Below are 24,060 nucleotides of genomic sequence, written 5' to 3'. Positions count from 1 at the left end.
TCATGACCATCACACTGGACCATATTGTACCAACACCCATTCGGGAAAAAGTATTGCAGCGTTCCTCACAAATCTGGAACCAGCAAGTGCAGCTGCATGCCAGCGAATGGATTAAGGTGAAAGCCCCCAGCGGTACAGGCAAAACCACGTTGCACCACATCATCTGGCATTTGCGCAAAGATTATACGGGCAATGTATTGTACAACGACCAACCCGTATCGGCACTTTCGCAAGAAGCATTGGCGGACATAAGACAAACACAGTTGAGTGTGGTGTTTCAGGATTTACGGTTGTTTGGCCAGCTCACAGCTTTAGAAAATATTGAACTGAAACGCCGCATGCCGGCTACGCCTTACTGCAGCAGTGAAGATGTGCAGGCAATGGCCGAACGCTTGGGTGTGGCGCATGTGTTGCATCAGCAGGCGGCTACTTGTAGCTATGGCGAGCAGCAACGCATTGCCATCATTCGTGCCTTGGTGCAACCCTTTGAGTGGTTGCTGATGGATGAACCTTTCAGCCACCTCGATCAGCAAAATACAGCCAAAGCAGCAGCGCTGATTGCAGAAGCCTGCACCCAACGCAAGGCTGGTTTTTTGCTCACCGATCTCGACGACGATCAGCATTTTTCTTACACCCGTTATTTGCAATTGTAACCCATGGCCACGCAGCCTTCCATACAACCCTTGCTCAAAAAACTGATTCGTGCCGGTATTGGTAAAGTACGTTTTTTAATGGCTACTATTGGCATGGGTGTAGCCATGATGTTTATTTTGCTGGCTGTGCAAACCTTCATGAATTTTAATGAGTTGTTGCATGGCAAAAACAACGACAATGAAACGGCTGATTTTCTCGTCATCAACAAGCAAATCACCGGCGAAAGGCAGAGCAATAAAGCATTGAGTGCTTTTACAAAAGCAGAAGCTGATAGCCTGCAGTCACAACCTTTTGTCGAAAAAATGGGCGTGTTGACAGCGTCGAATTTTTCGGTGAATGTGAGTAGCTACAGCGATGCCATTCCTTTTTACAGTGATGCTTATTTCGAAAGTGTACCCGATGAATTTATTGATGTACAAACCAACAGTTGGCAGTGGCAAAAAGGACAGCGGGATTTGCCTGTCATCATACCTACATTCTTCATCGATTTGTACAACACGGGTATGGCCATGAGCCAGCAAAATCTGCCACAGTTGTCCATCGAAGCATTGAAAGTAATTCCGCTGAAAATAACGATCTCAGGTAAGGGCAGTTCAGCAGAATTGGTAGGTCATATTGTAGGCACTTCCGACCGCTTGAATTCTATTTTAATTCCGCAATCCTGCATGGATTGGGCCAACCAATTGTACGGCTACAGTACTACACCACTCACTACCCGCCTGGTCATTAAAACCAATGATCCTTCAGATCCCGAATTAGTGAAATACCTGGCTGACCGCGGCTGGCGTACCAATACTGATAAAACCCGCTTCAGCAAAGTGCGGGTGATTGTCAACTGGATTGTAGGTATTGTAGGCAGCATAGGTTTGGTAATGTTGCTGTTTGGTATGCTGGTGTTCAGTTTGTTTATACAACTCACCATTGCCAGCAGCCGGCCCGATATAGAATTGCTGAAAACCATAGGCACTTCACCCAAGGCATTGCAGTCATTTTTAATGCGGCAATTCATGCCCGTGAATGGTGCGGTGATGTTGACGGTATTGCTACTGCTCAGCGGCATTCAATACGGCATGCATTATTTGCTGGCAGCACAGCAAATGAATATTGCAGCATTCATCAGCTGGGTAACCATTGCTGCCATGCTACTGGTGATGCTGCTGGTGTGGCTTACCAACAGTAGCACAGTACGGCGTTATTTGCGCAGCTGATTTTAGCGATCCATTTCTTTAATACGGGTGGCCAGCATGGCCAGTTGTGCCGCATTTTTCAAATCCAGTTTGCGGAGCAAATTTTTGCGGTGCGTGGATACTGTGAGTTGACTCAAACTCAGCTTGTCGGCAATTTCTGCGGTTGTCAATCCTTCGCATACCAACAGCACAATTTCTCTTTCCCGTTTGCTCAAACGTTGCAGTTTATCGTGCTCAGACAGGGGCAAATTATCAGGTTGTCGCCACATGTAATATTGTTGCCGTTGTTGCACGGTTTTTATCGCATCCAGCAGTTCCGTTCTGCCGGTCGATTTGAGCAGATAGCCGCCAATGCCCATGTCTTTACACTGCTGCATAATGCTGCGGCTATTTTCCATGGTTAGGAAAATTACGTGCAATGAAGGGTCTTCCTGCATCAACTGTTTGGCCAAGTCGAGCCCATTGCCATCGGGTAAAAAATAATCGAGTAGCAACAGGTCGGGTTGCAGTACACGGCAGCCTTGCAAGCCTTGCTGCATGTTGGTAGCACTGCCCAGCCATGTTATCTCTGGTACATCGTACAGCAATGAATACACGCCTTGTGTAAACAACAAATGATCGTCAATATGAAATATCCGAACTGGTTTTAACTCCGGCATAAATATCAAATGGGTAATGTAATAACAATGGTAGTGCCAGATGTGTTGGAGTCGATGTGCAGTGTGCCTTTCAGATATGCAATTCTGTTGTCGATGTTTTTCAAACCTATGCCTTTTGACGATGTACTGTTGCTGAAACCTTTGCCATTGTCTTCGGCAATGATTTGAATGGCTCCACTGTCTTCGGCAATGCTGAGGTTGGCTTCGCTGGCTGCTGCATGTTTCATTATGTTGTGTAGCAACTCATGACAAATGCGGTATACCAGCAACTGAAATGATTCCGGCAGTTGCGTGTCAACCGCATAATCAAATTGTACTTGCAAGCCTGCTTGCTGATTGATGCTGTTGATGTGGTTGAGCATCACTTGCTCCAATCCAATGTCGGCCAAATGCGGTGGCACCAGGTTGTGCGAAATGCTCCGAGCTTCTTGCATGGTCGTAGCAATCAATGCTTGAAGCCCGGTAGCTTCTTCGGGTAGTTTTTCCTGATGAATCAACTTGTTCAACCGCATGTTGATGGTGGCCAGCATGCTGCCAACCGTATCGTGTAAGTCGCGGCCAATTCTGGCCCGTTCTTCTGCTTCTACAGCAATGATTTTTTCTGCCAGTTGTTTTTCCTGTTCCAGCAATTGCCGGGCCAGTTGTTCTTTTTGTTTTCGATGAAGATTGGCTCTGTGGGCAAATCCCAAACCAAGAATGGTGCTTTCACCAATGAGGCCAAGGCTGCTGCCATACATGTTTAAAAACTCATTGGGTGCAGCAGAAATGCCAAACTGATGCAAGTTGAGTAGTAGCGTAACGAACAGCAAAAAGCTAATGCCGGTAAAGTAATAACCAACGAGTGGCGCATTGTTTCGCCATTGGCGCCACAGGTACAATACACACAGCACAACCGAAATAATACTACATACAGAGCATACCTGTAAAAAGGGAACCTTTATAACGGATGGCAATTGCTGATAGTTGAAAAAAAGGAGTACGATTGCGAGTGTCACCTGTACTCCAATACTGATGTGAATACTCTTTACCAACCATTTGCGGCCACTAAAAGGAGGGAAGAATTGGGGAAGCGTTGCTAAAAAACTTGCGGTGCAGAGCAACAAAAAAACGGGTCTTGCTTTGCTCGGAAAATCGGTGAGTTCCGGCCATAAATACTGAAAGCCAATGCCCCAGTTGCTAACAATCCAAGCCATGGTGAACAGTACGTACAAAGCGTAGATAAGCGCAGCTTTATCCGATAAGGAAATACCGAGAAATACAGAGAGCAACACTATCAACAGCAACCAGCCAAGACCGGCACCCATGAGCAAATTTTGCAGATGCCGCATTTGTTCAAATGCTTCGTTGCTGTATAGTTCGGCATGCAGTTGTAGCGACTCATTTGCTTTATCTACCAACAACAAAATCGGTATGCTGTCGTGAGGCAAAATCTGCAAGGGAAACACAAAGTCTCTGTCTTGAAAAGGACGTTGGGCAAATGGCAGCCAGTCGCCGGTAATGTGAAGCGGCGTGGTATTTCCATTTTGGTAATACTTTAGCAGGTTGATGTGCGGATTATTTAGCACTAGCTTGTATTGCTGCACTACACTATCGGTGTTGTACACCGTGGTAGTAAGCCACCATGCGGTGTTGGTAAAGCCCGGGTTGAATTGTCCGTTTGTAGCTGTTGTCGTAAAATGTGTATGCCATGGCAGTTCTCCTTTGCGAACAGCTGAATCGGGGAGCAAGCGTATTGACAACTGCGCCTGCAAGCCTGATGTACAAATCAACAAACTGCATAAAATGGCAAAAGCAGACAGCAGTTGTCTTGGTTGTTTTGCCACAGGCATTCGCCAGTTTTGTAAAAGACAGTTTCTCATTTGCAGCAGGCAAATTACCCATAAATAGGTATTGCGGCATGCTTGTATGTGTAGGAATATTGCTGTTGCCGTAGAGCCATGCCTGCCATCATGCGCTTTTGTACTGGCTCTTTGCACAAGCATCACACCCCGAAAGAAATGAACCCACCAACTCTTTTGCAGCTTTCGCAATTGGTAGCTGTGAACTCATGTAAGAAACGTTCTGGTAGGACGTGTACTTGGTGTTGATTGCCTCTGGCCTGTTAAGGTCCGCACCCACACCAAATCAAAAGCCCCGCAATTCCTTGCAGGGCTCTTGTATCATTCTAAATGGTTGTGCTGATTACAGCAGGTCCATTGCTTTGGCAAATTCGGTTACCACAAAAGGAAGCAGCAGCCAAAACCACTGTCCGTAGGGTGAAAACATCAGCACCATCATGGCGATGGTCCAGAAAAAGAAAAGGGCCCAATGCTTGCCGGTGCTTTTCTTGGCTACTTCTTCTACATATTGTTCCATGAGGATCGGTGTTGTTTATTGAGTTGCAAATATAAGCGGGGTTATCAAATAGGCAAGTTCCTTGCTAATTCTACCAATCAGGCTTCGCCTTCAGGTTTTGGAGGCCTTGGTCCGCGGGGCGGTTTATTGCGCCGCTGGTTGTTGCCCTGCCCGCCGCCTGCCTGCTGCTGACCAGGTTGCTGCGGCGGCCTTTGTTGCTGTGGCGGTCGCTGCTGCTGCCGGGGGGGGCGTTGCTCCTGTTGTTGTTGGTTGCCTCCTTGGGGGGGGCGCTGTTGTGGGGGCCGCTGCTGTTGTTGTTGATTGCCCGTATTACCTGTACCACGTGGTGCTTGTCCACGGTTGCGGCCATCGTTATTACCCCGTTCTTTTTCCCGTTGGCGGCGGCTGGTTTTTTCAAGGCTCCGCAGGCTTATTTGGCCTACCACATCTACAAATTCGGGTTCTACTTCTCTGGCTTTGTTGGTCACCACTTCCACAGCCTGCAGGTCATCGGGGCGTTCGCCGTTGCGGTTCATGGCTTTTATTTCCTGCACCCGTTTCAGCGTCAGCGGATATTGCTTGGTGCTGTCGGGCAGGGTGTACCACATCAGGTTTTTGAAAATATCTTTCTTCACCAAAAAGGCCCGGCCACGGCTTACTTCCAGTACATCGGCATCGTTGGGAAAATGTTGCAGGGCATCGAGGTATGTATCGAGCTCGTAGTTGAGACAGCACTTGAGGCGGCCGCACTGACCACTCAGCTTGGCCTGATTAATGCTCAGGTTTTGGTAGCGGGCTGCCGTAGTGTTGACACTTTTAAAATCAGTAAGCCAGGTGCTGCAGCAAAGCTCACGGCCACAGCTGCCAATGCCACCTACTTTGCCCGCTTCCTGGCGGGGGCCAATCTGGCGCATTTCCACTTTTACCCGAAACTCACCGGCAAAAATTTTAATGAGCTCCCGGAAATCCACCCGGTCGTCGGCAGTATAAAAGAAGGTGGCTTTTTTGCCATCGGCCTGTATTTCTACTTCAGCCAGTTTCATTTGCAGGCCCAACTGCCGGGCTACGGCACGGCTCCGAATAAGGGCTTCCTTTTCGCGGCCTTTGCTTTCCTGCCATTTCTCCAAATCGGTGGGTGTACTGCGGCGCAGTATTTTTTTAATATCGGCACTGTCTTCGGGCAGGTTGCGCTTTTTGAGCTGCATGCGTACCAGTTCGCCGCTCAGGCTTACTTCGCCTACATCAAAACCACTGACACCTTCTACCGTTACTAGTTCGCCCTTGGCAAAATATTGCAAGGACGCATTGCGATAATATTCTTTACGGCTTCCCTGGTTGAAGCTTACCTCCACAATTTTGCAACTGCTGTTGGGGTCAGCAAAGGGTAAATTGGCCAGCCAATCGTGCACATTCATGCGGTTACAACCGCCGCTGCTACAGCCGCCGTTGCTTTTGCAACCATTGGGTTTGCCCGATGAGCCCGAACCACAACTTCCACATCCCATATCTCTATTCCCTTTTCCTAATGATTGATTACCAATAACTACGTTGGTTACTATGTACCTAACGTTGCTTTGGAGTTACTTGTTTTTTTTGGTGAAACCATTTTGGTACAGCTCTTGAGCTTCTTTGTGTCTCCCGATAGCTATCGGGACACTTGTACAGCAGTGCAAGTATCGGCTTTGCACCATACTTGTTGCCAATGGGCCGGATGGCTACCCTCGGTAGCGGTGGCTGGCAAGCTGGGCAAACGGGGTTTGCCTTTTTATGCTGAATAAAGAATCAACAGTTGCAGTGTCCCGATAGCTATCGGGAGACACAACGCCAATTCCATGAGCTTACGACTGGTTCACAAAAAAGTTTCGCCTCAAAAATCTTTCTCACGGATTACTGCGTCAAAAATAGGTGATTATGGTATAGGAAGGCGGGGCGGAATGAATCCTGTTGACCATCCCATTGATTTGCAAGAGGCTTATTTGTTGGTCAAAAATCTGTCAGTCGTTTTTTTGCGTGGTTCAGTAGCATTATTACTGTGCTTTGGGGTTCAAAAAATCATCCCATCCGAAAATCCAATCACTCTTTTTTGGAAAGCTGCTTGAACAGTAAGATGGAATAGCCAGAAGGGCACCTTGAAGTCGTAGGTAAAGGGTAGGGGTAACCTTTTCTATTTTCCCCTTGCTGTATTTTCCTTTGATTACCCAGGCAAATGGTCTCTGGCAATCAGCGCAGGTATCTTGGCTTACAAAAGCCAACGATTCCTTTGCTGAGGGTTTAAGTTTAATTGCTGAATTGCTCTTACATACAAAGCTTCTGCTGATAATAGACAACGGGTGCAGTTGTGTGCTGCTATCGGCAAAAATGATTTGGTGTTCAGTTAGTTCGGCAAACACATTATTGGTGCAATGCACTAGCATGTATTTCAGTTCATTCTCATTTTGAACGTTCGGCCTGACAATTATGCATAGAATTCTTGAGGTATCATTTTGCTTTTTTAGAATGATTGCATGGTCCCAATCATATGCTTTCAACTCCTTTCGCTTCAAGTATTGTTCAGCAAAACTTTTTGCACCGGATGCAGTAGGTGATATGCCGGAAGTCGTGTCTGTTTTTTGTGCGATACCATTATTGCCAAGTAAAAGAACCAGCAAGCTTAAGAAAGACGCCCAGAAAATGCGGGTTATGGTGTGAGGAGTGGCTATAAGCATTTGAATTACAGGATTGGTTGTCGTGCAATTTAGGGAAGAGAAGTTGTTATCCTGCAAATCTGAATCTATGCGCAGAGCGTAAATTTTACATCAATGACTGCTCATCACAATTTTCTCCAGCACAATGCTCCTTAATTTGAGTGTTAGAGCATGAAACAGCATTTTGGCGTTAGCGTTCCGCTCTATGTAGTAAATGGCTTTCTCCAGTTCTTCGGCGATGGCTTTTTGCTGGCCCAGGCCACTAAACTTGTTGAGCCGGAGGGCAAAATCTTTTTCGGTAGGGGGCAGGTGTACCTGCTCTTCGCCTATCAGGCGCAGGCGTATGCTTTGCTCTACCAGCTGCAGAAAGTAGCGCAGAAACTGCTTTTGTCTTTCGCGGCCGAGTGAGCTTACGTTGGTTACAAACTTGTTTTGCAGGTCGAAGCGTTCAAAAGCCTTGGCGCCTTTCAGCAGGCTGGCATTGAGCCAGTCGCGGAGCAGCCCGTTGAAATCGTCTTCGTTGTGCTGCAGCAGTTGCTGGGCTTCGTGGTAGTTGCCTTCGCATACCATGGCCAGCTGGCGGGCCGTATCGGGGGCGGCATTGCAGCGGCTGATGAGGGCTTCTTCTACATCGGCTTCGGTAAGTGGCGGCACCCGTATGGTTTGGCAGCGGCTCACAATGGTGGGCAGCACGTCGGCCTCGTTTTCGGTGGCCAGTATAAATAAGGTATCAACCGGTGGTTCTTCTATCAGTTTCAGCAGCTTGTTGCCCTCTTTGCCCAGGTATTCGGGCAGCCACATCACCAGCACTTTGTAGCGGGCCTTAAAGGTTTTGAGGCTCAGCTTGCGAATGATATCGTTGCACTCTTCAGCGGTAATGTTTCCCTGCCGGTTTTCGGCATTAATGCTTTGCAACCAGTCGAAGCCGGAGCCATAGGGCATGAGTTTGAAAAACTCCCGGAACTCGCTGATATAATCGGTACTCACGGGTTTGTCGCCTGGCTTTCTGGAAAGCACGGGGTAGCTCAGGTGCAGGTCGGGGTGCATAAGCTGTGCAGCCAGCGGGTCGATGCTGCCAGGTGCTTCGGGTGCCGGCTCGGGTGGGGCAATGGGTGCGCCAAACAGGTCGGTGCCGCCGCCAAACAAATCGGGGGTGGGTGCTGCTGCGGCCGCTTTTTCGGCGGGCATACTCACCACGTACTGGCCAAAGTTGATGGCCAGCGGCAGCAGTCCGCTTCCTTCTTTACCCACCAGCAGCAGGGCATGGCTCAGGCGGTTGTTGTCCACCAGATCGAGCAGGTGCTGCCGGGTTTCCAATTGTCCTATTACATCCGGAAAAAGCATGGCTGCAAGATAGGGGGTTGAGGGGTTGGGTAAAAATTGAGCTATGCAGAGCACTGGTTTTTGCATGTCACTGCATAAAAAAACCGCTGCATGAGCAACGGTTTTGTACAAACAAAGTGGAGTTCTATAACAGCCAGTGGCTATTTCAAATATTTGGTAATGGCTTCATCGGTAGGTTCTACACGGCTGGCAAAGTGCTGAATGAGCTGGCCGTTTTCATCCAATAAAAACTTGTTGAAGTTCCAGCCAATGTTGGCATCGAGTACACCATTTTCAGCTTTTTCAGTAAGCCATTTAAAGATGGCTGCTTTATCGCTGCCCTTTACACTCACTTTGGCCGCCATGGGAAAGCTGACATCAAACTTGCTGGTACAAAATTCTTTTACCTCTGCATTACTGCCGGGTTCTTGCCCGCCGAAATTGTTGGCCGGAAAGCCTACAATCACCAGCTTGTCTTTGTACTGGTCATACAACTTTTCAAGGCCTTCGTATTGATACGTATAACCACATTTGCTGGCGGTATTCACTACCAAAATTTTCTTGCCTTTGAATTTCGAAAAATCAATAACGCCGCCATCAATGCTTTCTACTTTGAAAGCATGAATGCTGGGTTTAGAAACGGGTACAAAAGCCATCAGGGCCAGCGCCAGTAATACAGATAAATATTTCATGGTAAATGGATTGAGTGATTCAGGAAGGTAACAGCTAAAAAAGGCAAATGGTTGAGTTATTGTTTTTCGTAGCAGCCAATATCGGGTCGGGTGCCTGCAGGGCGGGGGTTACCGTCGAGGTCGGTAGCGGGGCCGCCAGCAATACCGGCATTGCGGGCCGGCGATTCATCTCGCAGCCGGAAATTGTACTGCTGCCGGCTGGTACTGATGCTGTCGAACAGGGGCTCCACATTTTTCAGCGAATTCAGGAAGCTTACATTGGCCGGATCATTTTTTACTTTGTACAAACAGTTGCGCAGCTGAATGCTGAATGCCGTGTTGCCGGTTTTGCTTACCACTATTTCATCGGTGGCCAAACCGCCCTGCCCGTATACAATACAGTTATCCATTTGCACTTGCAGGGGCAGGCTTTGCAATCCACTGTTGTTGCTGATGAACAACGCTGGCTGCTTGTGGTTTTGATAAAAGTTGGCATAGGTAGCAATGGTACAATGATTGAAGGTATAATTACCCCCTGCGGCAAGGAGTACGTTGCTGCCGCCAAGGCCGGTTTCGCCATCATTGCCCACTTGCGAAATGAGACAGTTTTCTGCTACAATTTTGGTGTTGAAAGCCAGCAGGCCTACATCATACGCATTACTGATTTGGCAGCTAAACAATGTGAGCTTTGGCGTAATGTCATTAGGATTTCCTTGTGCAATCACGGCTTGATAAGCATTGAGCACATTGGTGTAGCGCAGCTCATTGTTGCTGCTACTGTTGTTGAACACTATGCCAGGCCAGGTGCCGGGAAAGTCGCGGTAAGTTTCATCCAGCCTGTCGCCACGAAAAGTGATGCGGGTGCTATCGTACACTTTCCCCAATGCTTTGAGGGTGCCATTCACAATAATGGGGGCTGTGGCATTGCAGTAAATACGTGTGCCTTCTGTTATCGTCAATGTAATGCCGTTATCTATCGTCAATGGTTTTACAATTACATACGGAAGCGTGTTGTTCCAGGTGGCATTGCTGCTGATGCGGCCACTGCTGATGAAGCGGGCATTTTGTCCGTAAGCTTGCAATTGCACTTGTTGAGTGTTGCCATTGATGGAAAATCGAATGCTGTCTTTTACCAGAAAAGGCAAGTCACTGCTGCCTGGGTTGATGTTCACTTTTACAAACACATACAAGCTATCGAATGCATTGAGGCGAATGTTGCTAAACGATGTACCACTACTGCCATTGACATTGATGCTGTAGGCAGAGTTGCTGCCACCCATCAACTGAATATTGCTGATGTTGAGTGGTTGGTCATAAGCATTTACCACAGTAAATGATTTGGTGATGGAACCAACAGTGGTGAAGACCGTATCGAAAGTGAGTAGTTCTGTAGCCAGTGTTAGTTTGGCATCGGCACTGGTGAGCAGTTGATCTTTTTTACAACTACCCAAAGAAAAAACAACAACAGACAATATGAATGCAATGGCCAACCTCATGCGGTGAAAATAATGTACGTCAAACATAACGCCATTTTCGATAGCCTATTTCACAGGGTTGAGTTTTAAATACGGGAGGCATATGCCAGACTGCACAACGATAACTGCAGGCCTGGAATGCGGAGCAGCACTTCGCCCATGGCTTCCATGGTGGCGCCGGTGGTAATCACATCATCTACCAGCAGCACATGTTTGCCTTCCAGCGATTGAGTTTCCTGCACATCAAACACATGCTCCACATTCATCCAGCGCTGTATGCGGTTTTTCTTGGTTTGGGTGCTGGTGTAGCGGGTACGCATCACGGCTTGTGTATGCACAGGTACTTGCAATATCTGGCTGATGCCTTTGGCCAGCAACTCCGCCTGGTTGTAGCCACGTTGGCGTAGTTTCTTCTTATTTAGCGGTAATGGAATAATGTAATCGAGTTGTTGAAACCGATCAATCGATTGCATTTTTCGGCCCATCATTTCACCCATATATATACCCAGTTCTTTTTCACCTTTGTACTTAAAGCGATGGGCTACAGCCTGCGTAATCGAGTCTTTGTTGAAATACAGCAAGCTGAAAGCTTCCTGTAATTTGAGCCGGCCGGTAAAAATGCGTTTCACCGGATTTTCAGCATGCTGCTCAAAGCCGGTAAATGGCAATTCTTCGAGGCATCGCCAGCACAGCAATTGCTCTTGTTGAAACACTTCGTTGCCGCAGGCTTTGCAGAGCAACGGATAAAATAAACGGCGTAAATTTTCGGCAGCTTGTAATAGCACGGGCACGGGTTTGTGCAAACAAATTACAGCTGCACATCCACAAATGCAAGTGGTTTAAAACAAAGCCCGGTACACTTCATCTACCCCTGCTACTGGTACTACTTCTATGTCAGCGTGTTTGCCCAATCCTTTGGTATGAAAGCGACTGATAAAAATTTTATCGAAACCCAATCGGGCAGCTTCTGCAATGCGTTGGTCTACGCGGTTCACAGCACGTACTTCACCATTCAATCCTACCTCTCCGGCAAAGCAAACGTTAGTGGGAACTGCGGTGTCATCATAGCTACTGAGCAGGGCTACTACCACCGCCAAATCGATAGAAGGATCTTCTACCCGCAAACCGCCAGCAATGTTGAGGAAAACGTCTTTCATGCCAAATTGAAAACCTCCTCTTTTTTCCAACACAGCGAGTAGCAATTGCAAACGGCGTAAATCAAAGCCACTCACGGTTCGCTGCGGTGTTCCGTATACGCTTTGCGTTACCAGTGCCTGCACTTCTATCAATAAGGGGCGCATACCTTCCATAGTAGCGGCAATAGCACTTCCACTCAGGTGATGTTCTTTTTGTGAAATAAGAATTTCCGAAGGATTGCTCACAGCCCGCATGCCCAAATCGGTCATTTCATAAATACCTAGTTCGGCAGTAGAACCAAATCGGTTTTTAAGGGTGCGTAAAATGCGATATGTATAATGACGGTCACCTTCAAACTGCAGCACGGTATCTACCATGTGCTCCAAAATTTTCGGGCCGGCAATGTTGCCGTCTTTTGTAATGTGACCAATGAGAAAAACAGGCGTGTTGGTTTCTTTGGCAAAGCGCTGCAACTCTGCTGCACATTCTTTTATCTGGCTGATGCTTCCTGCTGCACTATCAATGTAGGGCGACTCCAAAGTTTGTATAGAATCAACAATAAGCAGTTGTGGTTTCAGCTTTTTTATTTCACTGAATATTGTTTGTGTGTTGGTTTCTGTGAGCAGGTAAAAATCGTTGGGGGTTGCTTTGAGCCGGTCGGCCCGCATTTTAATTTGTTGCTGACTTTCTTCACCACTAATGTAAAGGGTGGTTACGTCTTTCATTTGCAAACCGAGTTGTAAAAACAAGGTGCTTTTGCCTATGCCTGGCTCGCCGGCTACCAGCACCACGCTGCCCGGCACTATGCCGCCACCAAGCACCCGATCCATTTCGGCATCGCCGGTTGAAAAACGCGGTTGTTGGCTGGCATTTACTTCCTGAATGAGGACAGTTTTTTTGCCCGGGCTGGGTGCATCATTTCCTTGCCAGGGAGCTGCTTTGCCGCCCTTGGTTTCTTTATGAATTACTTCTTGAGTAAACGTATTCCACTCGCCGCAAGAAGGGCATTTGCCCGACCATTTGGCACTTTCATAACCACATTTATTACAGAAAAAAGCCGTCTTTACTTTACTCATTTCGCAAACCTACATTTTTGGAAGCAGCAGCTGTGCCCCGCATTCTGAATATGGATGCCAGCGGCACAAAAAAAGGACCGGATGTAGAGACATCCAGTCCTGTTTACTTACTAACCCATTAAATTCTGTTGCTAAAATACAAATAAGGTGCAGAATGCAAAATAAATTTTGCCCGACAGGGCAATCAAATGGCCCTTTTTCCGGACGGTTTGCTGGCCTGAATTTTGGGCCGGGCAATGGTCTGATTTTGGGTGACCGGCTGACAGGATTACTGGTAATTTGGTCAAGTTGGCAGTAAGGAGTTTTGAAACTAAAGTGTTGATTTTCAACATAAATAATTCCAGAAATGTTAAAAGGGGACTTTATACAGGAATTGGTAAGCCGTTTGCACACATACTTGAAAAAGAAAAGAAAATGTCAGGAATTTATTTGGTCTCCATCATTTTTTTGGGCATCAGTTGGCTGGTGTCGATGCGGTTGAAGTCAAAGTTTTCCGCATATAGCCAAGTGCCGCTGCAAAATGGCATGTCGGGTAAAGAAATAGCTGAGCAAATGCTGCACGACAACGGTATTTATGATGTAAAAGTGATATCGGTAGAGGGTCAGCTGACCGACCACTACAACCCGATGGATAAAACCGTGAACCTGAGCCAGGATGTATATTATGGCCAGCACGTATCGGCGGCGGCGGTGGCTGCCCACGAATGTGGCCACGCTGTACAGCATGCACAAGCCTATAACTGGCTGATGCTCAGGAGCCGTTTAGTGCCGCTGGTTCAGTTTAGCAGCAATATTGTGCAATGGGTACTGTTGGCCGGTGTGCTCATGGTAAATGCATTTCCGCAATTGTTGATTGCTGGCATCGTATTGTTTGCCGCTACCACCATTTTCGCTCTCATTACCCTGCCGGTGGAATTTGATGCATCCAAAAGAGCCTTGGCGTGGTTGCAGCAAACCCGCATTACTGCCGGCCAAACCCATGAAAAGGCAAAAGATGCCCTGCACTGGGCCGCCATGACTTATGTAGTGGCAGCACTGGCCAGCGTGGCTACCTTGCTGCAATATGTGTTTATATTGATGGGCAACCGGGACAGGGAAGAATAAAAGAACGGAAATTCAGTAGACATGCGCTGTTTGAAACCATAGAGGGTTCTGGCAGCGCATTTTTTAATTTTTTGGGAATGTTATTCTTCTCCTATTTTTGAAACTGACTAACTGCGCATGGAAAAGAAAGCTTAAGGTTTTCTTTTGGGAAACATGTATGAGTTAAATAAACTGAGTTCGATGCCAGTTTACGAGCTCCTCATTATCACTTGCTTCTTTGATTGCACTACTGTGCCAAACGGTACGGTTTGGTGTATTTGAAGAGGTTGCTGTGGCAGGTTCAGTTTCAAAAACGTAGTATATAAACCAGCATCTGGTGTGCAAGGAAGGGAAAGGCAGACTGCCAAACTGATGCCATTTCTAACTAAGGACGCCAAAACATTTCTAAACTCAACTGTGTATGATGAAAAAACTGTCGTTGTTTTTGATGGTACTATTTGTGTCCGTCAGCCATTTGGCTTTTAGCCAAAAAACGGTAAGTGGTAAGGTGTCCGATGCCACAAATGGCAAGCCGTTAGAAGGTGTAACTGTGTCTGTAAAAGGCACTTCAGTCGGCACTTCTACCAATGCCGATGGTTCCTTTTCTTTTGTTATTCCTGAAAAGGCTGCCATCCTCGTTTTCTCTTCTGTAGGTTTCAGAGAAAAAGAAGTAGCAGTATCTGCTAACCTGAGCATGATCCAACTGACGCCCTCTAGTGGCGATTTGGGTGAAGTAGTAGTAGTAGGTTATGGTACAACACTCAAAAAAGAACTGACCGGCACGGTAGCCCGTGTAAAAGGTGCTGATGTAGCTAACATGCCGGTACCCAACCTCAACCAAGCGTTGCAGGGTCGTGCTGCCGGTGTGTTTGTAGAAGCCGAAAACGGTAAAGTTGGTGAAGGTATCAAAGTACGCATTCGTGGTAGTGGCTCTGTAAACAGTAGCAACCAGCCCCTGTATGTGGTAGATGGTATTCCTTTGTCAGGTGGTTTTGCTGGTGCTTCTACCGCCGATATCAACTTCAACGATATCGAATCATTTGAAATTCTGAAAGATGCTGCTGCTGCTGCTATCTACGGTAGCCGTGCTGCCAATGGCGTAGTAATTATTACTACCAAGCGTGGTAAAGCAGGTAAAACCAAGTTTAATTTGGGTGCTCAGTTTGGCGAAAACACCCCTACCAACAAGCGTGGTTTCTTAAACGCAAAAGAATATGTTGATTACTTCCGTCAGGCTGGCCGTGGTGCTGCAGAGTACCACATGCGCCCCGATGGTGGCGACAACTGGTTTGGCTTCACCGATTTGGCAGATGCCTATGCTTACATGGATAATGTTGTTATTGGTCGTTTAAACCGCTACAGCGGTTGGAGACCCTTCCGTGGGGGTAAAGACTGGCAAACAGGTGAAGTGAATACCAACTGGGAAGATCAGGTATTACGCAAGGGTAATACCAACCAATTGGAGCTGAGTGCTGCTGGCGGTAACGATAAAACTCGTTTCTACATGGCTGGCAACATCAATAACCAGGACGGTATTTTGGTGGCCAACAAGTTCCAGCGTATGAGTGCTCGTCTCAACCTCGACCATCAGGTAAACAATTGGTTGAAGGTAGGCATGAACACCAGCCTCACTAAAACTTCCCGCAACCAGGTGCCTTTGGACAATGCGTTCAGCACCCCAATGCAGGCAGTAGCTTTGTCGCCTATTACACCAGTGCGTGACTCTTTGGGCAACCTCTTCGATCGTCCTGTTGCTACTTATTACAACCCGCTGATTGAAGTAGAAGAAACCATCAGAAAGTCTTCTGCATACCGCAACCAGGGTTCCATTTTTGCAGATGTAAAACTGGCTCAAAACCTGACTTTCCATACCGATCTTGGATTGGATATGGTACAGCAAACCAGCGAAAACTGGTGGGGCCCCCGCACACTGGTGGGTGCTGCTACCGCCGAGCAAAAAGGTGAAGCCGACAGCCGCTGGTTCCGCAATACCCGCTGGATGACCAACAACTACTTTAGCTACAAAACCACTTTTGGTGAAAAGCATAAGTTGGACGCCACTGCAGGTTTTGCATTTGAAAACGTAGAAATTTCTGATGTATATGCCGATGGTCAGGACTTCCCGGATATTGCCTTGAAAACACTGGCCAGCACCGCTACCCCTAGCGATATTGATGGGGCCCGCTCTGAAAACAACCTGCGTTCATACTTTGGCCGTGCCAACTATGTATACGATGGCAAATACCTCTTGGGTGTAAGCGTTCGTAATGATGCTGACAGCCGCTTTGGTACCAACTACAAGGCCGGTACGTTCTGGTCTGCTTCACTGGCGTGGATTATGTCTGACGAAAAATTCATGCAAGGCATTTCCTGGCTGAGCTACCTGAAACCACGTGCCAGCTACGGTACCAGTGGTAACAACTCAGGTCTTGGCTTCTATCAGGCCCGAACTCAATATGGTGCACAAACCTATGGTACTGCCAGTGGTCTTGGTGTAAGCAACTTTGGTAACGATGACCTGCGTTGGGAAACGACCAAAATGCTCAACATTGGTTTGGAATTTGGTGTGTTCAACAACCGCCTGACCGGTGAATTTGAGTGGTACGACAAGCGTACTGAAGACATGCTGCTGAATGTGCCTGTAACATCTGTATCTGGTACTACCAGCGTGTATGGCAATGTAGGTGGCATGAGCAATAAGGGTATTGAATTAACCTTGAACAGTGTAAACGTTGCCAGCAGAAACCTCCGCTGGACAACCAGCCTTAACCTGGCCAAAAACAAAAACACACTGACAAAACTGGATGGTGAGCAGAAAGAAATTCTGCCAAACGACGCCCGTTTTGCCAACGCATTGATCGTTGGCAAGCCCATTGGTGTTTTTTATGCGCCGAAGTTTTTGGGTGCCAATCCTGAAAACGGAGACCCCATGTTCCGCAAGGCAGATGGTACCACTACCCGTGAGTACGACGAAGCTGAAAAAACAATCATTGGTGATCCTAACCCGGACTGGATTGCTGGTTTAACAAACACTGTAAGCTGGAAAGGCCTCGAACTGAGCGTATTGTTCCAGGGTGTGTTTGGCAGCCAGGTACAGGATGGTGCAGGTGGTTTTATGAGTGCCAGCGCCGACTGGTTTGATAACCAAACCCGTGACCAGCTGAATGCATGGCAGAAAAAAGGCGACGTAACCATGGTGCCTCAGGCTCGTTTGAACTGGTTTGGCGATTTCGCTTCTCCCAGCATTAGCAGCCGCTATGTGTACGATGCTGATTATGTACGTTTGAAAAATATTACACTGGGCTACAATATTCCTCAAAAGACAATGGCTAAAATTGGTTTGACGAGTGCCCGTGTATATGTATCAGGCGTAAACCTGCTCACATTTACGAAGTATCCAGGATGGGATCCTGAAGTGAACACTGACTACCGCTCTTCAAACGTAAACCAGGGTGGCGATTTTTATGCTGCTCCTCAAATTAAGAGTTGGGTATTTGGCCTTAACCTCGGATTCTAATCAGCAACAAAACATACGAACATGACAAAGAAAATATCGATATCTCTCCTTGTTGCTGCTACGCTGTTTGCAAGCAGCTGCGATAAAAAATTGAATTTGCAGGACCCACAGGCAATTGATGCCACAACTGCATTGAGTACCGATGACCGGGTAAAAAAAGTACTCATAGGTAACTATGCAGCGCTTGGCAGTGCATCACTCTACGGTGGCGATGTACTCTGGATGAGCGAATTGCTGGCCAGCGATGGTGAACTGACATGGGTGGGAACCTTCCCCGACCCTCGCCAGATTTGGGGTAAAAACATGCTGGTGAATAACTCAAACGCATTTGCAACGTATGCAGCCGCTTACCGGGTTATTTATAACAGCAACAATATCCTCGCCAACTTGAGTGTGGTGAAAACCGCCGATCAGCCAAAAGTGGAAGGCGAAGCCAAATTTCAACGTGCTCTTGCCTATTTTGAACTTGTAAAGTTCTTCGGCGAAAAGCCTTATGTAGCTGGTAGCACCACTACGCTCAAAGGTGTTCCTGTAATTACCACCCCCGGACCAAGTGCTCCGCAAAGTACCGAATACAACCTGCCCCGTGCTTCTGTGGAAGCTGTTTACCAGCAGGTAATTCAAGACCTTACCGATGCGGAAAGCAAACTGCCAAACACCAACGGTGTATATGCCAACAAACCATCAGCTCAGCTGGCACTGGCCCGTGTGTATTTGCAACAAGCCAAATACACCGAAGCCAGAGATGCAGCCAACAGGTGTATTACTGCTGCTTTGGCTAACGGGTTCTCACTGGTATCAAGTTATGGCGCTGCATTTAATAACGCTGCCAACACCAGAGAAGATTTGTTTGCTATGCAGTACAACCTTGTATCAGGCACAAACTCATGCTTCACCTACTTTAGTACTGGTACCTACGGTGCCCGTGATGGTGACATTGAGGTTACCGATAAGCACATGAATAAATATGCTGCCGGCGATACCCGTAAAGATTTGTTCTTCTTTGACGCTGGTGCCTACCGTGTTGGCAAGTGGAGAGACAACTACAGAAACGTAAAAGTGTTCCGTTTGGCCGAAGCTTACCTCACCCGTGCTGAATGTAATGCCCGTTTGGGTCAGAATGCTGCTACTGTAGCTGCTGATATCAAACTCATTCGTGACCGTGCAGGTTTGCCTGAACTGGCAGCACCCACTTTGGCGCAAATCCTTAACGAACGTGAGCTGGAACTGGCCTTTGAAGGCCAGGGCATTTGGGATGCCAAGCGCCTGAAGCTTTCTGTTGATGGCCGCTCTTGGGATGATCCAAAGTTGACTTTCCCAATGCCTTTGAGAGAAAGAAACATCAATGGCGGGTTAGATCAGAATCCTGGCTACAACTAAGCCTCATATCAGTTTAGTTTTCATTACCACCGGCAGCTTGTTTTCAAGCTGCCGGTTTTTTTGTGTGGCTCACCAACATGTCAGGCGGTTAGCTTGAAACAAGATGAAAATTTTGCCAGATATAACTTTCGGTTATATCATTTTCATACATTTGAGTTAACAAAAAACTAACAACATGAGAAGAATGTTATTGCTGCTAATGGCGGCAATTCTTCCTTAGCTAATGCTATTGGCGCAAGGCAAGAAAATTTCAGGTACAGTTTCGGATGGAGCAGGCAAGCCAATTGACGGTGCAACCGTACTGGCAAAAGGTGCTGCAAAAAATGGTACATCTACCGATGCCAACGGCAAATTCGAACTTACCGTTCCCGAGTCAGTGAAAAGTATTGTTATCTCAGCTGTGGGCTATGAGTCACAGGAAATTGCCCTTGCCGGCAAAACATCTTTTGCCGTATCTATGAAAGATGTAGCTACGCAAGAAATGGGCGATGTAATTGTAACCGGCGTGGCTGGTGCTACCAACCGAAAGAAAATGACTGTATCGGTAGCCAAGGTTTCTGCTGAGCAATTGCAGGCTGTGCCAGCTTCATCGGCTGCCAACGCCCTTGCGGGTAAGGTTGCCGGTTTGAAAACTTCAGCTGTAAACGGTAACCCCGGCCAAGGTGCAGACTTGCTGCTGCGTGGCGACAATAACCTGAGCACCAGCTCCCAGCCCCTCATTTTGGTGGATGGTATTATTCTTTCCGGTAGCCTCGCCGATATCAACATCGACGACGTAGAATCGATGGAAGTGGTAAAAGGTGCTGCGGCATCCGCCCTCTATGGTTCACGTGCCGGTAATGGTGTAATTTCCGTTATCACCAAGCGTGGTAAAGGCATTGCTGCCAATAAGCCAGTCATTACGGTTCGTAATGAAATAGGTGTGCAGAATCTGCAGCATTATCTCGAAACTTCTCAGAGCCACTATTATGCATTGGCCAGCGATTGGGAAACTGCCAAAGGCAAATACACCAAGTATGCCGGCGTTACTTATCCTGCCAACTATTTGGGAGCTGGTTTTAGTCCCGGCATTGCCGGCAGCCGTGCTATTGATGCCGATGGTTATATGGACAACCCTTATGGTGTGTACAGAAACCAACAGGCTGAGTTTTTCAGAACCGGTATGAACATGGTAAACTTCATTTCTGTTGCCAACAGAACAGAAAAAAACAACGTGTACCTCTCTTTCGAAAACAACAAGCAAGAAGGTGTGGTAAAGTTGACTGATGGTTATTCTCGTCAGAACTTCCGCTTCAACATCGACCAGAACATTACTCCTTGGTTGCGTTTCAGCGCTTCAAACCTGTTCATCAATACATCTTCAAAAACACCAGGTGCCGCCAGCGGTCTCTTCTACAGTATTGCCCGTATGGAAAAAGACGTGAACCTGTTTGCTGAAAACCCCGATGGTCAGCCATACTACCTGCGTGTAAACAACTTTAACGCAGAAATTACCAACCCGCTGTATCCTTTGTATAAGCAAAAAATCAGCAACACATCTCGCCGTTGGTTGGCTAATTATTCTGCCAATATCAAGTTCACCTCTTGGGCAGATTTGGATGTGGCTCAAACCATTGAAATCCGTAACAGTCGTTCTGGTACCATCAACCCACAAGATACCTGGACCCGCTCTGGTCTTTCTTCCGTTAATAATGGTATGTCTTATACTGGCGGTGGTATGTCTCAGTCTACCAACGAATCAAAAACAGCCAATACACAGGTTACGCTGAATTTGTCGAAGAAGTTTGGTGACTTCAATACAAGAGCAAAGTTGTCGTACCTCTATGAAAACAGACACTATGAGAGCAACTATATTTCTGCTTCTCAGTTCCGTATTTCTGGTATCGAGAACTTTGAAAACTTTACGACCATCAACGACGCTTCTTCTTACATAGAAAACGAAAAAGCCCAGAACTACTTCGCTATCCTTGGTGTAGACTGGAAAGAAAAAGTATTGTTGGATGGTATGTTCCGTTACGATGGTTCTTCATTATTTGGACCAGAAGCCCGTTGGAACCCTTATTACCGCGTATCAGCAGGTTACCGGTTGTCTGAAGACCTTAAAATCAAAGGCATTGATGAATTGAAAATTCGTGCTGCTTATGGTACCGCAGGTATCCGTCCTGGTTTCGACTGGCAGTATGAAGTGTATGACCTCAACAACGGTGTAGCTGCTGCCAGACAAAAGGGTAACAAATTCCTGAAGCCTTCTCAAACTGCAGAAAAAGAAATCGGCCTGAATGTTGACTTCCTGAAAAAGTTCAATTTCGAAGTGACCTATGCGGAATCTGAAACAAAAGATCAGTTCCTCAACGTACCATTGATTCCTTTCCTGAACGATGGTTTCAACAGTCAGTGGCAAAATGCCGGTACCATTAAGTCCAACACTTTGGAATTTACATTTGGTGCCAACTGGGTGAAGAAGAAGAACTTCTCTTGGAAAACAACAGTTGTATTCTCAAGAGTGAAGCAGCGCATTACCGAACTGCCCATTGCACCTTATTTGGCTAATGGTCAGGATTACAACGGTGACCAGAATATTTTCTATATTAAAGGTGGCGAAGTGTATGGCGCTATCTACGGTTACAAAATGGTACGTACCCTCGATGAAATGTCAAGACAATTGCCAGCAGGCAAAACCATTGCTGACTTCGAGGTAAACAGCGAAGGTTATGTAATTGCCAAAGGCACACAGGGTAAACCCAACGAATTGCCTATTAAAATGCTGAATGCAGATGGCACGCCTTGGTATGGCAAAATTGGCAATGGTAACCCCGACTTTGTAGCCGGTATCACCAACACCATCAACTTCAAAAACTTCCAGTTATACATGTTGCTCGACTGGAAACAAGGTGGCGATATTTATAACGGTAAAGAACAGCGCCTTACTTTCAACTACGTAAGCCAAAAGCAAGACATGACCAACGTACCTACTGCCAGCAAAAGAGCTGCTGCATATTGGGGTGCTGGTATGTATGATAACAACAATGCCAATGCGTATTGGGTGGAAGATGGTACTTACCTGAAAGTTCGGGAATTGGCCATTGGCTACACCGTGCCTTCTAAATACCTGAGCACTGTGTTCAATGGTTTCATTAAAGGCATCAATGCTAAAGTGGTGGGCCGCAACCTGCTTACCTTCTCAAACTACTCTGGTTACGATCCTGAAGTGGGTACTATCCGTTACCCTGTTGATGGCATCAACGCCAACCCCATTTACAGAAACTACGCTGTTTCTCTTTCTTTCAATTTCTAATCTGTCAATTGATACATAATGAAGAATATTAAAAAACTACTGTTCTCCGCAGCCTTGTTATCTACGATGATGGTGGGCTGTAAAAAAGAAGAACTTCAAGTAGCCAACGAAAACGACCCTGACTTTTTGAAAGTGTATGCCAAAGGGGATGACGTTGAAAACGTTGCATCAGGTTTGTTCAACACCGTTTTTCACGGCGAACACGATTTTACTGGGGTACAAATGATGATGGCAGTAGCTGCCGATCATGCAACCTGCTCATGGGGTAATGCCGGTATGCGGGATATGTCTTGGGAACCTAGAAACTTCGGTTGGAACAACTCGCCCAGCTACAGCAACAGCGGTGTGCTAAAAGCTACTTACGATAAAATGTATTCCGCCATTTCTACTTCTAACCTGGTAATAAAAGCGGTAAATGGTGGTGTAAACATTGGCGACAATGGTGCAAACAACAACAGAGCTCTGGCGGTGGCCCGTTTCATTCAGGGTATTTCTTATGGCAACCTCGCACTGTTGTTCGACAAGGCGCATGTAGTAGATGAAGTCACTTCTGTAGATGGCGTGTTGGAAACAGCCGTGCCTTACAGCGAAGTAGCTAAAGCAGCTCTCGGCTATCTCGACAAAGCCATTGTACTGGCTGGTAATTCTTTTACCATTCCGGCCAGCTGGTTTGGTACCCCCGCCGATATTTCCAGTGCCGACTTCAAGAAAATGTGTAACACTGCCGCTGCCCGTATTCTTTCTTACATGCCTAGAAACAAAACAGAACTGGCGGCTGTAGATTGGGCTAAAGTGAAAACTTATGCTGATGCTGGCATTACTTCCGACTGGAAGATTGTAATGGATGGTACTACCAAGTGGTACTTCGAAGCAGGTGACTACCTCACTTATCCTGGTTGGGGTCGTACTGATATGTATGTGGTGAACCTGATGGACAACACGCAGCCCCAGCATTGGGATGATGTAGCGTCTTTCCCTCACCCACCTGCATCTACCAATCCTCAGGACAAGCGTTTGTTATCAGACTTTGAATACCTCGCATCCAACGACTTCCTGGCTGCCCGTGGTTACTACCATTTTTCTAACTACCGCAACTCTCGTTACGATGGTGTTTATGTAGCCGCTATTGGCGAAAAGCCACAAGTAATGAAGGCTGAAAATGACATGCTTCGTGCTGAGGCCCGTGCTTACACCGGTGATTTGGCTGGTGCGGCTACAATCATCAACACTGGCACTCGTGTTACACGTGGTCAAATGGCACCGGTGGCTGCCAATCTTGCCGATATCGTAAAAGCCATTCACCACGAAAGACATGTTGAATTGTATACAACTGGTATGGGTGTACAGTTTTTTGAAATGCGTAAGCTAAACCTGCTGCAAAAAGGTACACCCCTGCATTTCCCTATTCCGGCTAAGATTCTGGAACTGTTTAAGCAAACCACTTTCTACACCTTTGGTTATTTGGCCAATGCTGATGGAAAGGGTACTTCTAACGGTGGCTGGAGATAAGCTCATCAGTACTAGTACTGCATAAAATATAAGCGCCACTTCAACTGAAGTGGCGCTTATTATTTGTACCTGCTGT

The 24,060-nt window shown here is 47.0% G+C and carries 17 protein-coding genes; 7 read left to right on the top strand and 10 right to left on the bottom strand.

The window, feature by feature from the left end:
- Positions 1 to 2 precede the first annotated feature (2 nt).
- Entirely contained in the window at positions 3 to 653 is a 651-nt protein-coding gene (locus V7Q13_RS07680) for an ATP-binding cassette domain-containing protein (protein WP_333800097.1), read from the top strand.
- Between the two features lie 3 nt (positions 654 to 656).
- On the top strand, positions 657 to 1,862 hold the full coding sequence (locus tag V7Q13_RS07675; RefSeq protein ID WP_333800096.1) for a hypothetical protein: 1,206 nt from the start codon (positions 657 to 659) through the stop codon (positions 1,860 to 1,862).
- 2 nt (positions 1,863 to 1,864) lie between these two features.
- On the opposite strand, the gene V7Q13_RS07670 is transcribed toward V7Q13_RS07675, so the two are convergent.
- The 10 genes from V7Q13_RS07670 to radA form a co-directional block, all read right to left on the bottom strand.
- Positions 1,865 to 2,500: a response regulator transcription factor gene (locus V7Q13_RS07670; protein ID WP_333800095.1), complete on the bottom strand. Its 636-nt coding sequence runs from the start codon at positions 2,498 to 2,500 to the stop codon at positions 1,865 to 1,867.
- Between the two features lie 5 nt (positions 2,501 to 2,505).
- On the bottom strand, positions 2,506 to 4,329 hold the full coding sequence (locus tag V7Q13_RS07665) for a sensor histidine kinase (protein WP_333800094.1): 1,824 nt from the start codon (positions 4,327 to 4,329) through the stop codon (positions 2,506 to 2,508).
- A 352-nt stretch (positions 4,330 to 4,681) separates the two neighbouring features.
- Positions 4,682 to 4,855 (bottom strand): hypothetical protein, encoded by a 174-nt coding sequence (locus V7Q13_RS07660; protein WP_157476150.1) that lies wholly within the window; start codon positions 4,853 to 4,855, stop codon positions 4,682 to 4,684.
- 77 nt (positions 4,856 to 4,932) lie between these two features.
- Positions 4,933 to 6,339 carry a PSP1 domain-containing protein gene (locus V7Q13_RS07655; protein ID WP_333800093.1) on the bottom strand — a complete coding sequence of 469 codons (1,407 nt, stop codon included), beginning with the start codon at positions 6,337 to 6,339 and terminating at the stop codon, positions 4,933 to 4,935.
- Positions 6,340 to 6,861: 522 nt separating this feature from the next.
- Entirely contained in the window at positions 6,862 to 7,539 is a 678-nt protein-coding gene (locus V7Q13_RS07650) for a hypothetical protein (protein WP_333800092.1), read from the bottom strand.
- Positions 7,540 to 7,629: 90 nt separating this feature from the next.
- Positions 7,630 to 8,928, bottom strand: a complete 1,299-nt coding sequence (locus tag V7Q13_RS07645; RefSeq protein WP_333800091.1) for a DNA polymerase III subunit — start codon at positions 8,926 to 8,928, stop codon at positions 7,630 to 7,632.
- 74 nt (positions 8,929 to 9,002) lie between these two features.
- Positions 9,003 to 9,533, bottom strand: a complete 531-nt coding sequence (locus tag V7Q13_RS07640; protein ID WP_333800090.1) for a glutathione peroxidase — start codon at positions 9,531 to 9,533, stop codon at positions 9,003 to 9,005.
- Positions 9,534 to 9,589: 56 nt separating this feature from the next.
- The gene (locus V7Q13_RS07635; RefSeq protein ID WP_333800089.1) at positions 9,590 to 11,035 is read right to left on the bottom strand and encodes a choice-of-anchor Q domain-containing protein; all 1,446 of its coding nucleotides are present in this window, start codon (positions 11,033 to 11,035) and stop codon (positions 9,590 to 9,592) included.
- Positions 11,036 to 11,073: 38 nt separating this feature from the next.
- Positions 11,074 to 11,772, bottom strand: coding sequence for a ComF family protein (locus V7Q13_RS07630; protein WP_333800088.1), 699 nt, complete (start codon positions 11,770 to 11,772; stop codon positions 11,074 to 11,076).
- A 54-nt stretch (positions 11,773 to 11,826) separates the two neighbouring features.
- The gene (gene radA / locus V7Q13_RS07625) at positions 11,827 to 13,200 is read right to left on the bottom strand and encodes a DNA repair protein RadA (RefSeq protein WP_333800087.1); all 1,374 of its coding nucleotides are present in this window, start codon (positions 13,198 to 13,200) and stop codon (positions 11,827 to 11,829) included.
- A 414-nt stretch (positions 13,201 to 13,614) separates the two neighbouring features.
- Between radA and V7Q13_RS07620 the strand changes: the two genes are divergently transcribed.
- The 5 genes from V7Q13_RS07620 (at position 13,615) to V7Q13_RS07600 (ending at position 23,984) form a co-directional block, all read left to right on the top strand.
- Complete coding sequence (locus V7Q13_RS07620) at positions 13,615 to 14,304, top strand: zinc metallopeptidase (RefSeq protein WP_333800086.1); 690 nt, start codon at positions 13,615 to 13,617, stop codon at positions 14,302 to 14,304.
- 400 nt (positions 14,305 to 14,704) lie between these two features.
- The gene (locus V7Q13_RS07615; protein WP_333800085.1) at positions 14,705 to 17,800 is read left to right on the top strand and encodes a SusC/RagA family TonB-linked outer membrane protein; all 3,096 of its coding nucleotides are present in this window, start codon (positions 14,705 to 14,707) and stop codon (positions 17,798 to 17,800) included.
- A gap of 21 nt (positions 17,801 to 17,821) precedes the next feature.
- The gene (locus V7Q13_RS07610) at positions 17,822 to 19,180 is read left to right on the top strand and encodes a RagB/SusD family nutrient uptake outer membrane protein (protein ID WP_333800084.1); all 1,359 of its coding nucleotides are present in this window, start codon (positions 17,822 to 17,824) and stop codon (positions 19,178 to 19,180) included.
- A 223-nt stretch (positions 19,181 to 19,403) separates the two neighbouring features.
- Positions 19,404 to 22,475, top strand: a complete 3,072-nt coding sequence (locus V7Q13_RS07605; protein WP_333800083.1) for a SusC/RagA family TonB-linked outer membrane protein — start codon at positions 19,404 to 19,406, stop codon at positions 22,473 to 22,475.
- A gap of 18 nt (positions 22,476 to 22,493) precedes the next feature.
- Complete coding sequence (locus tag V7Q13_RS07600) at positions 22,494 to 23,984, top strand: hypothetical protein (protein WP_333800082.1); 1,491 nt, start codon at positions 22,494 to 22,496, stop codon at positions 23,982 to 23,984.
- The last annotated feature ends 76 nt before the right edge of the window (positions 23,985 to 24,060 follow it).

The sequence above is a fragment of the Phnomibacter sp. genome, from assembly GCF_036803085.1.
GTDB lineage: Bacteria > Bacteroidota > Bacteroidia > Chitinophagales > Chitinophagaceae > Phnomibacter.
This window is presented reverse-complemented; position numbering and strand designations above follow the sequence as displayed.